A 13,148-nucleotide genomic window follows, 5' to 3' on the forward strand; every position below is an offset into this window, starting at 1 on the left:
CCGAATAGAAGGTCAGCATCTGCGCGCCGACCGCAACCATAAGGGCAACGCCCTGAACCGTATGTCGCATATCATTCGTCCTGCAAGTCATTGTTATTTATCGCCACCAGGGGCGAGCGGGCCTATGCGCCCGACATGATGTTGTAACAATCGCAAAGGACGATTTCGCAGTTGCAGCAAATGCAACAGTCGATGTTACTGCAAAGCCACAATCATGGCCTGCGCTGCGGCGGGGGCGCGGACCTTCGCCCCGCTGATGAAGAAGGCGTAGACGTCGCCTCTGGCGGCCCGTTCGCACGCCACCTCCGCCCAGCCCTTGATCTCCTCCGCCGAATAGCCAGTCGGCTCCTCCTCCCGCGTGCGCATCAGACGGGCATAGGAAAAGCCGACCTCCTGGCCTTGCAGCGCCGGATATTCCGGATGGTCGGCATAGACCACGGCCGCGCCGGCCCGCCGCGCGAGGTCGAAAAAGACGGGATCATCGAAACTCTCATGCCGCACCTCCAGTGCGTGGCGCAAAGGCACGCCGTCGATGCTGGCCGGCAGCAGCTTCAGGAAAGCGCCGAAATCCTCCGCATCGAATTTCTTGGTCGGCATGAATTGCCAGAGGATCGGCCCCAACCGGTCGCCCAGCTCGACCAGACCCTGGTTGATGAACTTGGCAATGGATTCGCCCCCCTCCGCCAGCACGCGCCGATTGGTGCAGTAGCGCGACGCCTTCACCGCGAACTGGAAGCCATCCGGCACGGCCTTGGCCCAGCCGGCGAAGGTCGCCGGCTTTTGCGTGCTGTAATAGGTGGCATTGATCTCCGTCGCGGTCAGATGCTGGCCCACATAGGCCAGTTCGTCCTTCTGCCGCAGCCCTTCGGGATAGAAGGTGCCGCGCCATGGTTCGAAGATCCAACCGCCGATGCCGACCCTGATCTTTCCGCTCATCCTGGACTCTCCTTTCCCGCCATCCTGATCGGCAAAGGCGATCAGAGCCAGAGGGAAAAGCTGTTGGCACCTATTGCGAACGAATCTTAATTGAGCGGCAACAGGAGCACAGAGCCATGTCCACAGACCTGATCAAGACCGCCACCTATCTCAGCATCCACCTGACCGTGGGCTTCTCGGTCGCTTATCTGATGACCGGTTCCGTCGCCATGGCTGGCGGGATCGCGCTGATCGAACCGATGATCAACGCCGTCGCCTTCTTCTTCCATGAGCAGGCGTGGAAGAAGATCACCGCTCGTCCGCCACGCGGCGCGGGGCGGGAATGGGTTCGCGATCAGGCCGCCTTCGCCTGAAAGCCGCAACCTTCGACGGAATCCTGGGGGCGGCCTGCCCGTCCGGCCATGGCGCTGCCCATCACGCGCCGCTGCCGGGCAAGGGCGCAAAAACGATCCGCAAACGCCCGATCCGATCACTTTGCGGATCGAATTCGAAAAGGTCGATCAGGTCGGTATCGACATCGGGCTGGCCATGCCGGCTCCAGCGATAGGCGAAATGGGCAATCAGCCGCTCGGGCTGCGTCGGACTGACGTACAGGCTGTGCAGGTCGACGCTGGCGCTGATCGTGTCCGCGAACAGCTTTTCGTAAAATGGGCGGACGGGCTCTTCCCCATAGACGGGCGAAATCACCTTGCCATCGGCTGCGAAGCATTGGAGCACGCCGTTCAGGTCGCCCTTTTCCATGGCGGACAAATAGGCGCGCACGATCCGTTCGCGACGGTCGGACATGATTTCCTCCTTCTATCGGGCTTGGTCTGTTCGCGGGCGGATCAGCCCATCTGCGGGTCCGGGGCGTAGGCGATGGCGCGCATCTCGACCAGCAGCAGCGGATGGGGAAGCTGATGGACGGCGACCGTCGTCCGGGTGGGGCCGGTCTCGTCGAAATATTCCGCCCACACTTCGTTGAAGCCACCGAAATCGTTCATGCTGACGAGAAAGCAACTTACCTCGACAAGATCCGACAGGTCGAGGCCGGCGGCCGCCAATATATCCCTGATATTCTCGATGACGGCGCGGGTCTGCGCCTTGATGTCCAATTGGGTGACGCCCATTTCGTCGACATCGGAACCCTCGATGCTGTTGTCCGGCTTTCGCGCGCTGGTGCCCGATATGAAGATGAAGTCCCCGGCCCGCCGATAATGGGGAAATTGCCCGCGCGGCTTCGCCTTGCCCTCCACTATGCCGGCCGGCGCCGCCGCAAGACGGCCATTGGGTGCCGGCTGCAGGCCGATCTTCAATTCATCTGTCATCTTCATTGCACCGTAAACTCTATCGAACCGATCTTTCGAACGCGAAGCCCATGATGAACGCCTGGCCGCCCCGCTTGTGCCGGACGGGCCATTTGCTGCCAGAACCCGCCCCCGGGGCCTAGCGCCAATCGACATTCAGCCCTGACGGCCTGCAAATGACGCTTTTCCGTGCTTCCGGTGCTCACGTACTTTGAGTACGCTGCGCGCCGGGTCACGGAAAACCACCATTTTCGGCTCGTCATCTTCTGAATGTCGATCGGCTCTAGCGCCTCTCCCGCCGCCGCCGCAAGCGAAGGGGGACAAGCGCGGCCTTCAAGCGCGAAGTCCGAACCGCCCGGCGCGTCCGGCGACATGGAGTCAAGGGAATGGCGATGCCGGCTGACGGCCATGGTCCGCCGGATCAGGCCAGCTTGAACTCGACCACGGCCGCACCCGCGCCATAGGTCGACCCATAGCCATGGACATGGGCATTCTTGAAATCGCCCACGCCCCCCAACAGCCAGGCCAGATGCTTCATCCCCATGTCGGTCTTCGCCGCCGCGGCGAAGTCATCCAGTCCGGCGCGCAAGCGGTCCGCCCCGCCCTGCTCCATCGCGGCAAGCAGCGCGCGATTGGCGGCGTCGCTCTGCTCATCCACGATACGATCCTCGGCTATGTCGATATCCTTGTCGAAATAGCCGGCGGAAAGGCCGCCGACCGCGATCACCGCCGCGCGCTTGCCCTGAAGATCGGCCTGCTCCGCCGCCACCCGGCCCAGCGCCTCCGTCGTGGCGAAATCATGATAGAGGTTGTTGGCGGCGACCACCGTCGGAATCGTTCCGCCGGGGTTTAGGAAGGCGTTGGCGACGATCGTTCCGCTGTCGATCGGAAAGCCTTCATAATCGACCGCCTTGGATCGATGGCCCGCCGCATTGGCCCCCGCGACGCACGCCTGAGCCAGCGAAACATCCGCACGCAAGTCCATCTGGAGGTCGCCATAATCATACCAGTTCTCATCGACATGGACGCCCGTGCTGTGCGGACGCGCCTGCCACAGTTCGTCCAGCACGGCGAACCATTGGGTCGAATAGATCAGCAGCACGTCGGGCCGGCTGGCGCGCAGCGCCTCGCCCGCCGCTTTCGCCGCCGTGGCGAGCGGAGCCCAGGGCGGATTGTCCTGGCGCAGGAAGGGCAGCGGATTGCCCGGCATCAGAAATGCGGAAACGACCGGCATGATATGTCCTCGTATCTCGATTGGGGCTCAGGCCGCCAGGCGCCATTCCATGACGGCGTTGCCGGTGCCGATGACCGTGCCGTAGCCGTGAAGCTCCGCAGGCGTGGTGGGATATTCCATGGCGGAGATCATCCAGGGGAAGGCCCCGGACTTCACTTCGGCAAAGGCTTCCTCCACCCATTCGGGGAACAGGCGCATCACCTCCCGGATCTCGCCCCTGCGCATGAGTTCGATCATGCGCATGTCCCATTTGTAGCCCTTGTAGCTTTGCGGATGCTCCCGGCTCATATCCTCGGGAATCTCCGGCTCCTCATGGAAATGATAGTGCGAGAAGGTGTTGGACGCGAGCAGCACGGCCCGCTTGCCGCTTTTCTCGATCGCCCGCCGCGTCGCTTCGCCCAGCCGCTCCATCTCCTCCACGCCCTCGTCGAGGGTCAGATAATAAGGCGAATTATTGGCCGAAATGCCGACGACCGGGATGTCCCATTGCGGACGGACCATGTGCAGCGTGGTGATCGTGCCATAATCCACCCGGAAGTTCGGATTGCGCATCATCTTGGCGGTCAGGCCAAGCGCCTGCGCCTCGCCGCAGCAGGCTTCGGCAAGGTCGACGTCGACGTTCAGGTCGAAGGCAAAGCGGAAGAGGTTGGGGAAGATCGGATCGACCGACTTGCCCGACAGACGCTCCACGCCCAGGAAATGGTGGCCGACTGTGGTGATCCAGTGCGGCGAATGGACGAGCAGCACGTCGGGCTTCAGTTCCTCGATGCTCTTGCGCGCCTTTTCATAGGCCCAGCGCAGCGGCTCCCACCCGCCCTCCGAGCGCGGCTCGTTCTGCGGGGGATTTTCGGCATAGACGAGATGGGGAGGATGCGGCGCCACGAAGCCCGCGAGAATCTTACCTTGGGACATGAGCTCTCTCCGATTCTCATTAAGTAAGAAAAATAATTCGTCTTGTAAGATTGGTATCAAGCCTGCAGGAAGCCGTCAACGAAAGTCTGCGGGCCTTGCAACGGGCCGATCATTCGGAATCGGGCAGCCCTTCATGGCTTCGGCCGCTTCACATGCCGTTCCAGCATGCGGCGGCCAACGACCGCGCCATAGACATTGCCCTGATCGTCGACACCCACGCCTTCGGCCCCGGAATGCCTGGGTTCCGCCGCTTCGGCATCCTCGATGAAGGCGTCGACCCTTCCGGTCCGGGCACTGCCGATACGGATACCGCGACGGATGCGGGCATCCTGATTGCGGCCCTCGACCGGACTGGATTCGGAATCCGCGACATAGAGCCTGTCCTTCCCGTCGATATAGATGCCGCTGGGGCGACCGAACTGATGCCATTGGGCCAGGAACTTGCCGTCCGGGCTGAAGATCTGGATGCGGTTATTCTCCCGATCGGCCACGAACAGCCGCCCACGGGAATCGAGCGCCAGACTGTGAGGCTCGCTGAACTCGCCAGGACCGCTCCCCTTGCGCCCCCATTGCCCGATGAACTTGCCGTCCTTCGAGAATTTCAGCACCCGGTTGTTCTTGCCGCCGGGCGAATGACTTTCGGACACGAAGAAGTCGCCCTTGCGCGTGACCACGACGTCATTGGGCTGATCCAGAAAGTCTGTGGCGGAACCCAGCGCATCGTGACCCAGCGTCATCAGCACCTTGCCGTCCGGATCGAATTTCACGATCTTGCCGCCATTGTCGCCCGATCCACGCTCGGCCAGGAAAACGGAACCCAGATCGGTGACCCACAAATTGCCCTGCGGATCGACGGTCGCCCCATGGGGGAAGCGAAACAGGCCCTGGCCGAATGCCTTCAGAAGTCGGCCCTGCGCATCGAATTTCAGGATCGGCGGTTCGGGCCGGTCGATGCAGGAATTCTCAAAGCAGCGATGGATGACGTAGATGACGCCGCCCGGGGCCGATTCCACCGCCGTCACCGCCGCCCATTTCATGCCCGCGGGCAAAGTGCCCCAATCCCGGGTCGTTTCATAAGGCTGAGGCAGGTCGTTGCGCGGAGCCGCATCGCGCGCGACCGCAACGGCGGGCAGCAGCATCGTCGCCGCGAAGGCCAATAATCCGGAACCCAGTCGCAATGTCGCCTCCTCCCATCGATGCATCATCCCGACGCCTTCACGCATCGGGCCGTCCAGCCGCCCCCTTCAGCGGGGCGGGATTTCGTAGGTGACAGGCACCCAGGCATAGCCGCGTTCGGCCTTGCGGATATGCCCCAGTCCGGGAAAGGGCAGGTGCGCGGCGGCGACCAGATAGCGCCCGTCCGCTGCATCCTTCAGCGCCGCCAACCGGCTCGCCGTCGCCTTTGCAGGATCGATGTCGGAATACATGGCCACTTCCGGCAGCTCGAGCTGGACCTGCCCGAAATGCATGATGTCGCCCCAGAAGAGCAGGCGCTCGCCCTTCGATTCCACCTCGAAAAAGGCGTGGCCGGGCGAATGTCCGCGAGAGGCGATGGCGCGTATGCCGGGAAGCACTTCCCCCGTGCCGTCGAAATATTGGAGCCTGCCGCGCCGGCTATAGGCGTCCATCGACTCCTTGACCGCCCGGAAGCGATATTTGCCGAGCTTGCCCTGATCCTCCGGCGCCTTCGCCGCTTCGGCCGGGTCCAGCCACAGCGCCGCATCGGTCTTGTCGGCATAGACGGTCGCATTGGGGAATGCCGGCTGCCCATCCTTCACCAGGCCGCCGATATGGTCGGGATGCATGTGCGTGATCAGCACGGCATCGACCTGATCCGGCCGGTACCCCGCCGCCCGCAGGCTTTCGGCAAGCCCGCCCAGACGCGGCCCCAGAACCTTTCCGGCGCCCGTGTCCACCAGCATCAGGCGGTCGCCCGTGTTGATCAGGAAGGCATTGACGGACGTGGGCACGGCATCCGGCTCGAACCGCTTGCGCAGCATCGCGGCCACCTCGCCCGCCGTCGTGTTCGTCAAGAGCTTTGCCGGCGGGAAGTCGACGACGCCGTCATTGAGCGCCGTGATCTCATAGTCGCCCAGCATCATGCGATAAAAGCCCGGCGCCTGGCTTTTCACCATCGGCACCTTCGCCGCCGGAGCCTGCGCCGCGCCACCGCCCGCCGCCGCCAACAGGGCGAGGGCGGCTGCCCGCCAGAACCGGCGACGCGCCCGCCCTCCGGGCATGGCGGACATTGCGGACCTTCGGCTCAAACGAACATCGGGCATCCACGTCTCTCCCTTCCCGGAACCCTGCATGAAATATATTATCTCGATATGCAAGATATAAAAGTCGTTAGATGAGAATTTATGTCACACAGCCACGGCTGGCGCTCGCGCGACATCGCACGATGGAACGGACAAGGATCAAACAGCAGGCGCGCGATCCCGGCACCGGGCCGGAACCGCCCTGATTTCCGTCCTAACGCGATTTCTTAATCAGCGATCGATTGCGTCGCCTGGAAATCGCTCCGGTCGAGGGCCATGGCGTCATTCGTCCGGGGCGATATGGGAACCCGGCTTGAACGCGATGGCGGTGATCATGATCCCCTGATGGGGATGGGGCAGTTCCTTGACCGCGACGGTGTTGCGCGCAGGGCCTTCGAAGCCGAAATAATCGGCATAGACGCGGTTGAAGGTCTCATAATCGGCCATGTCGAGCAGGTGGACCTGAATATCGACGATGTCCGCCAGCGACGCGCCCGCCGTTGCCAGCATGTCCCGGATCGCGTCGAAGATGAAGCGCGCCTGCCGCTCTATGTCGATCACGACCTTGCCGTCTTCTCCAACGGTCGCGCCCTCGAAACTGTCATCCGGCCGCCGCGCGCTGGTGCCCGAAATGAACAGGAAATCCGCCACGCGCTTCAGGTGCGGGAAATTGCCGCGCGGCTTGGCGCGCGACGGGAAAACCCGGCTTTCGATCGACAGCGACCGTTCGATCTGGGTCACGCTGCCGGCGATCGCGGACCGCGCCTTCGCCAACTGCTCGTCGCCCAGCCGCGAACTGGGCGCGGACAGCGCGATCGCCGCCACCACCTGGCCCCGCATGTTATGCAGCGGCAGGGCGATCGAACGAAGCCCCTCCTCCCATTCCTCATTGTCCACCGCATAGCCCTGCTTCGCGATGCGGCCGAGTTCGGCCATGAGCTGCCCCGGATCGACGATGGTGCCGGGCGTGTAGCGCCTGAGCTCCGCATTGGCGAGGAAGCTGGCGCGGTGACTCTCGCTCATCGAGGCGATGAACAGCTTGCCCGCGGAGGTGCAGTGAAGCGGAAACGGCTCGCCCACCGGATGGCTGATGACCAGCGAACGGTCGGGCCGCGCCACGGCCGCATTGATCGCCTGGTTCCCGCTGCGCGCGACGCAGTGGACGGCTTCGCGGAATTCATCGGCCAGAGCCTCCAGATGCGGATGCGCCGCATTCACCAGCAGCACGTCGCCTTCCACCCGGGCGCCAAGGTCGGCCAGGGCCGGCCCCAGATGGAAACCGCCCTTGCGCCCGCGCGCGACCGCACCCTCACCTTCCAACGTCAGCAGGAAGCGATGCACCGTCGCCATATTGCTGCCCACCGCGCGGGCAACCTCCGTCGCGCTCAGATCACGACCCGCGCCCGCTATGGCCCGCAGGATCGCAAACGCCCGCGTCACCGAATTATTCTTCGGCGTTAGAACCGGTCCGCGAATGAATACTTCTCCCAATCCAAACCCAAGGCGCCACCCCGGGCGCGAAACTCCAGCTAGCAGCTTCCTTCCACAGGGGAAACCTTCCTGAACAGATGCCACGCACCCTGATTGCGCCTTGACAGACGCTGCAAATCACCATCATATCGCGATATAGGCAATTGAAATCTTATTAATTAAGATAAATAATGGCTATCATCAGGGCGCGCAACCGCCTGCTGCCACGGCGCTTTCGGAATAACAATATGTTAGGACGCGGGCCCTTTGCTTGAGAGCCTTATTCGGTCGACAATGGGCCCGGAGGGATGACTATGCGGCGCTGTTTCCTTGCCATGGCGATGCTGATCGGCTGCATCGGCTCAGCGCCCGTTCCCGCCCAGAAACCCGCCGCCGACGCCCCCCGGTTCGAACCCGACGCGCAATGGCCAAGGCCCCTGCCCGGCAACTGGATATTGGGCCAGGTCTCGGGCGTCGCCGTCGACAAGGACGATAATGTCTGGATCATCCAGCGGCCGGGTTCGCTGCTCGACGACGAGAAGGGCGCGCAGAAATCTCCGCCTGAGTCGCTTTGCTGCTCGGCTGCTCCGCCGGTCATGAAATTCGACCAGCAGGGCAATCTTCTCGCCGCCTGGGGCGGAGCCAGGCAGGGCCATCCATGGGTGCAGATGGAACATGGCATCCATGTCGACGATGCGGGCCATGTCTTCATCGCCGGCAATCTGGACGGCGACCAGGTGCTGGAGTTCACCGGCGACGGCAAGTTCATCCGCCAGTTCGGGGCCGACGACGGCACCAAGGGGTCGAATTCCACGACGCGGCTGGGACGCCCGGCGCATATGATGACGGACAGCGCGGCGAACGAACTCTATGTCGCGGACGGATATGGCAATCGCCGGGTGATCGTCTTCGACCTGTCGACCGGTGCATATAAGCGGCATTGGGGCGGCAGCGGTTCGGTGCCCAATGACGACAAGCTGCCGCCCTATTCGCCCGCTTCGGTATCGCAGGGATTCAACAACCCGGTTCATTGCGTGCGCATCGCCCGCGACGGTCTGGTCTATGTCTGCGACCGGGCCAACGACCGGATACAGGTGTTCCGCAAGGACGGCACCTATGTGCGCGAGTTCAAGGTGGAGCCCCAGACGCTGGGCAGCGGATCGGTGTGGGACCTCGTCCTGTCCGAAGACGCCGCGCAACGCTATATCTTCGTGGCCGACGGCGGCAACGGACAGGTCGTCACCCTGCTCCGCCAGACCGGCGCGTTCGTCACGAAATGGGGCCGCGCGGGCCGCCAGCCCGGCCAGTTCAAGTCGATCCACAACATCGCGATCGATTCGAAAGGCAATCTCTACACGGCGGAAGTCGGTTATGGCCGCCGGGTGCAGCGCTTCAAACGCCAGCATTAAGCCCGGCGGGAAATATCGGCCTCGGCAGGGGAGGGGGCGCTCCTTGCCGCATCGCTCCTTTTAAGCACGACAAGCCAGAGGCAAGCCCCGGACCGGATTTCCGACGGCCCGGATAGCGGCGCGATGACCTGACGGTCCGTCGAAGCGGCCGTTCGCGGGCGGCATCGCATCGCCCCGCCGCCATGAACCGGCGCCCCTCCATCCTGCCGCAGCCGCCTGCAAAAGGCCCGCGACCGGCCGGAATGCGAAATCATGTTGCCAAGATTTGCGCGCGGGAAGAGAAAGGCCTGTCAAAGGAGACTATTTTGCCGCGCAGTAGCACCAAATCCCGGACCGTGACGATCAAGCAGGTCGCGGAGGCCGCTGCGGTTCACCCGTCGACCGTCTCCCGCGCGCTCAACCCAGCGACCCGCTATCTGGTCGCGGAGGAAGTGGCTGAACGCGTGCTCGCGGCGGCGCAGCGCCTTGGCTACCGGCGCAACCTGCTCGCCGCGGGCCTGCGCACCGGCCGCTCGCATCTTGTCGGCATGCTCGTGCCCGACATCGCGAATACCGTCTTTTCCCCGATCCTCAGCGGCGCGGCGGAAAGGCTTGCGGCGGAAGGCTTCTCGACCGTGGTTGCCGATGTGGGGCGGGATTCCAGCCGGCAGCTGGAGATCGTGCGCGAGCTGGCGACGCGGCAGATCGAGGGATTGATCCTGGCGACCGTCCAGCGCGACGACCCGGTGGTCGATTTCTGTCTCGAACAGGGGCTTCCGGCGGTTCTCGTCAACCGGGCGGAGGAAAAGCGCCGATTGTCGGCCGTCGTCTCCGACGACGCGCTGGGAATGCAACTTGCGGTCGACCATGTCGTGGAACTGGGACATCGCAGGATCGCACATCTCGCAGGACCGGAGACGGTGTCCACCGGCCATCTGCGGCGGCGCGCCTTTTATGGCGCGATGGAGCAGCACGACCTTCGTTCGACCGAGCCGCTGCACGAAGCAGCCGAAGGCTATTCGCGGGAAGAGGGCGCGATTGCGACCCGCCGCCTGCTGGACCGTGACCCCGACATCACCGCGATCGTCGCCGCAAACGACCTTCTCGCACTGGGCGCCTATGATGCGCTGAAGGAACGCGGCCTTCGGTGCCCGGAGGACATATCGATCGTCGGGCATAACGACATGCCCATGATGGATCTGGTGACGCCGCCGCTGACGACGATACGCATCGGCCATAATGCCCTGGGGCGGGAGGCGGCCGACCTTCTGCTGCAACGCATTCGCGGGGATGATCCGGAGATCCGCAACATCGTGCTCGCGCCTTCGCTCGTCGTGCGGGAATCGACGGCTCGACCCCGGCAGGGGCAGGCAAAGAGGACGCGATCGGCGAAGGCGACGAGAACGGCCGTGGCGGGATAACCGGAAGGTCCAGCCGAACCGAGGCTGGACGTCAGGCATGGAGCGAAACGCAGACGGGTGAATGCCCAAGCCTTCAGGCGGGGCGACAATAGTTCCAGGAGAATAGCCGAAAGCCGACTGGCTCAATCCGCTGGCCGCGCGCGCCCAGATCGGCGCCAGCCACTATCCAACCGCCTCGCAAGGCATTGATAAATGGTGACCCCTACGGGAATCGAACCCGTGTTTCAGCCGTGAAAGGGCCGCGTCCTAGACCGCTAGACGAAGGGGCCACATGCAGGTCCGCTTGGGCGTCGCTGCGAAGCGAGGCGGGCATTAGGCGGTGGCTCTGGAACGGTCAACCCCCTTTTCGTCATGAAAAGGGCGCGGGGCGAAAATTTGCCGATCCGCTTCTCAATCGGCCCAGGCGGCATCCTCCAGATGCAGTTCGGCGGCAGGACGGGGGCCCCAATCGTCGATCTTCGCGCGGCCCGCTATCCACAGGCGCCGGTCGCGCGGCGCGCCGAGAATGGCCTGGCCCAGATCGGATTCCGCCTGGCGGAAGGCGATGGTCTTGATCGACCGGCCATCGTCGCCCGCCATGATCGCGCGCAAATGGCCGTTGCCGACGACATCGGCCTTGACCACCCGCATCGGGCCGGAGGCGATGAGCGGCGCAGGCCACCCCGCCCCATAGGGACCGCCGGCGTCGATGGCGGCGACGAAATCCGGATTGACCCCCGCAGGCGCCAGCACGGCGTCGATCAGCAGCGCCCGGTCGTCCCGCGCCCTCGCGACGGCGTTGGCGAGCCGTTCGTCGAGGAAGTCGGCCAGCGCATCCACCTTGTCCGCCGCGACCGTCAGGCCCGCCGCCATGGCATGACCACCACCCGCGACCAGCAGGCCGCTATCCTTCGCCGCCAGGACCGCCGCGCCCAGATCGACGCCGGAGATGGAGCGGCCCGACCCCTTGCCGACGCCTTCCTCATCCAGGGCGACGACGATGGCGGGGCGCCCCGCCTTCTCCTTGATGCGCCCGGCGACGATGCCGATCACGCCGGGATGCCAACCCGCGCCCGACACCAGCGCCACCGCCCGATTGCCCTGCGCCGCGAGCAGTTCCTCCGCCTCCGCCTGCACCGCCGCCTCTATGGCGCGGCGTTCCTCATTGAGCCGGTCCAGCTCCTGCGCGATCTTCGCCGCTTCCGCCGGATCGTCGGTGATCAGCAGCCGCACCCCCAGATCCGCCTTGCCCACGCGCCCGCCCGCATTGATGCGCGGGCCAAGCGCGAAGCCCAGATCGTGGCACAGCGGCGCGCGCGTCAGGCGGCTGGCGTCGATCAGGGCGGAAAGGCCGATATTGCGCCGCTTCGCCATGATCTTCAGCCCCTGCGCGACGAAGGCGCGGTTGAGGCCCTTCAGTTGCGCCACATCCGCCACCGTGCCCAGCGCGACGATGTCGAGCAGTTCCATCAAGGGCGGCTCGGCACGCCGGTCGAACCAGCCGCGTCTGCGCAGCACGCGGATCAATGCCGCACCGAGCAGGAAGGCCACGCCCACGGCCGCCAGATGACCGTGCGCCGCCGCTTCCTCCGCTTCGTCCAGGCGGTTGGGGTTCACCAGCGCCAGCGCCTCGGGCAGGGCGGCGGCGCATTTATGATGGTCGACCACCACGACATCGACTCCTGCCGCCTTCGCCATGGCGAGCGCCTCGAACGCCTGCGCGCCGCAGTCCACCGTGACGATCAGCGTCGCCCCCTCGCCCGCCAGCCGCACCAGCGCCTCGCCGGAGGGGCCGTATCCCTCCATCAGCCGGTCGGGAATATAGGGCCGCGCCGCCAGCCCCAGATCGCGCAGCAGGCGTATCAGCAGCGCCGCGCTGGTCGCGCCGTCGACATCATAATCGCCGAAGATGCGCACATCCTCCCCGCGCACCACCGCATCGGCCAGCCGTTCGGCGGCGGCGTCCATGTCTCGGAACAGGCTGGGGTCGGGCATGAAATGGCGGATGGTGGGGTTGCGGTGCGCCTCCACCGCCTCACGCGGGCAACCGCGCGCCAGCAGCAATTGCGTGACCAGATCGTCGGGCCGATAACCGGGATCGCGCCCGTCGCCATTGCCCCCGCGCCACCGCCAGGGCTGGCCAAGGATAGAGCGGGTGATGTTGAGCGCGATGGTCATGCCGCCGGTCTAGACCGGTTGGGATTCGGAGGGAAGCACCTGCCTTCATGACGCAGGCGGAACCGAAGCAACCGCTTGCGCGT

12 protein-coding genes and 1 tRNA gene are annotated in these 13,148 nt (G+C 64.6%); 3 read left to right on the forward strand and 10 right to left on the reverse strand.

Features of this window, described 5'->3' with window-relative positions:
• Window positions 1-195 precede the first annotated feature (195 nt).
• Window positions 196-936 carry a DUF72 domain-containing protein gene (locus tag TZ53_RS02810; protein WP_044660355.1) on the reverse strand — a complete coding sequence of 247 codons (741 nt, stop codon included), beginning with the start codon at window positions 934-936 and terminating at the stop codon, window positions 196-198.
• A gap of 116 nt (window positions 937-1,052) precedes the next feature.
• Between TZ53_RS02810 and TZ53_RS02815 the strand changes: the two genes are divergently transcribed.
• Window positions 1,053-1,289, forward strand: coding sequence for a DUF2061 domain-containing protein (locus TZ53_RS02815; protein ID WP_044660356.1), 237 nt, complete (start codon window positions 1,053-1,055; stop codon window positions 1,287-1,289).
• Window positions 1,290-1,350: 61 nt separating this feature from the next.
• Here the strand turns inward: TZ53_RS02815 and TZ53_RS25520 are convergent, their stop codons facing one another.
• The 7 genes from TZ53_RS25520 to TZ53_RS25900 all read right to left on the reverse strand — a co-directional run bounded on the left by TZ53_RS25520 (window position 1,351) and on the right by TZ53_RS25900 (window position 8,069).
• On the reverse strand, window positions 1,351-1,722 hold the full coding sequence (locus TZ53_RS25520) for a nuclear transport factor 2 family protein (RefSeq protein ID WP_025549689.1): 372 nt from the start codon (window positions 1,720-1,722) through the stop codon (window positions 1,351-1,353).
• A 41-nt stretch (window positions 1,723-1,763) separates the two neighbouring features.
• Window positions 1,764-2,243: a RidA family protein gene (locus tag TZ53_RS02825; protein ID WP_082718716.1), complete on the reverse strand. Its 480-nt coding sequence runs from the start codon at window positions 2,241-2,243 to the stop codon at window positions 1,764-1,766.
• A 400-nt stretch (window positions 2,244-2,643) separates the two neighbouring features.
• Window positions 2,644-3,456, reverse strand: a complete 813-nt coding sequence (locus TZ53_RS02830; protein ID WP_044660357.1) for a tRNA U-34 5-methylaminomethyl-2-thiouridine biosynthesis protein — start codon at window positions 3,454-3,456, stop codon at window positions 2,644-2,646.
• Between the two features lie 27 nt (window positions 3,457-3,483).
• Window positions 3,484-4,368, reverse strand: a complete 885-nt coding sequence (locus TZ53_RS02835) for a tRNA U-34 5-methylaminomethyl-2-thiouridine biosynthesis protein (protein ID WP_037482922.1) — start codon at window positions 4,366-4,368, stop codon at window positions 3,484-3,486.
• Between the two features lie 131 nt (window positions 4,369-4,499).
• Window positions 4,500-5,573: a peptidyl-alpha-hydroxyglycine alpha-amidating lyase family protein gene (locus TZ53_RS02840; RefSeq protein WP_165363313.1), complete on the reverse strand. Its 1,074-nt coding sequence runs from the start codon at window positions 5,571-5,573 to the stop codon at window positions 4,500-4,502.
• Between the two features lie 39 nt (window positions 5,574-5,612).
• Entirely contained in the window at window positions 5,613-6,617 is a 1,005-nt protein-coding gene (locus TZ53_RS02845) for an MBL fold metallo-hydrolase (RefSeq protein WP_044660358.1), read from the reverse strand.
• Window positions 6,618-6,911: 294 nt separating this feature from the next.
• Window positions 6,912-8,069, reverse strand: coding sequence for an IclR family transcriptional regulator domain-containing protein (locus TZ53_RS25900; RefSeq protein WP_137710225.1), 1,158 nt, complete (start codon window positions 8,067-8,069; stop codon window positions 6,912-6,914).
• 344 nt (window positions 8,070-8,413) lie between these two features.
• On the opposite strand from TZ53_RS25900, the gene TZ53_RS02855 reads away from it, so the two are divergent.
• Both TZ53_RS02855 and TZ53_RS02860 read left to right on the forward strand, forming a co-directional pair.
• The gene (locus TZ53_RS02855) at window positions 8,414-9,508 is read left to right on the forward strand and encodes a hypothetical protein (protein WP_197565233.1); all 1,095 of its coding nucleotides are present in this window, start codon (window positions 8,414-8,416) and stop codon (window positions 9,506-9,508) included.
• Between the two features lie 305 nt (window positions 9,509-9,813).
• The gene (locus tag TZ53_RS02860) at window positions 9,814-10,908 is read left to right on the forward strand and encodes a LacI family DNA-binding transcriptional regulator (RefSeq protein WP_037482940.1); all 1,095 of its coding nucleotides are present in this window, start codon (window positions 9,814-9,816) and stop codon (window positions 10,906-10,908) included.
• A 193-nt stretch (window positions 10,909-11,101) separates the two neighbouring features.
• Here TZ53_RS02860 and TZ53_RS02865 read toward each other — a convergent pair.
• Window positions 11,102-11,177: transfer RNA gene (locus TZ53_RS02865), tRNA-Glu, on the reverse strand.
• A gap of 121 nt (window positions 11,178-11,298) precedes the next feature.
• Window positions 11,299-13,065: a single-stranded-DNA-specific exonuclease RecJ gene (gene recJ, locus TZ53_RS02870; RefSeq protein WP_044660360.1), complete on the reverse strand. Its 1,767-nt coding sequence runs from the start codon at window positions 13,063-13,065 to the stop codon at window positions 11,299-11,301.
• Window positions 13,066-13,148 lie beyond the last annotated feature (83 nt).

The sequence above is a fragment of the Sphingobium sp. YBL2 genome, from assembly GCF_000943805.1.
Lineage (GTDB): Bacteria > Pseudomonadota > Alphaproteobacteria > Sphingomonadales > Sphingomonadaceae > Sphingobium > Sphingobium fuliginis.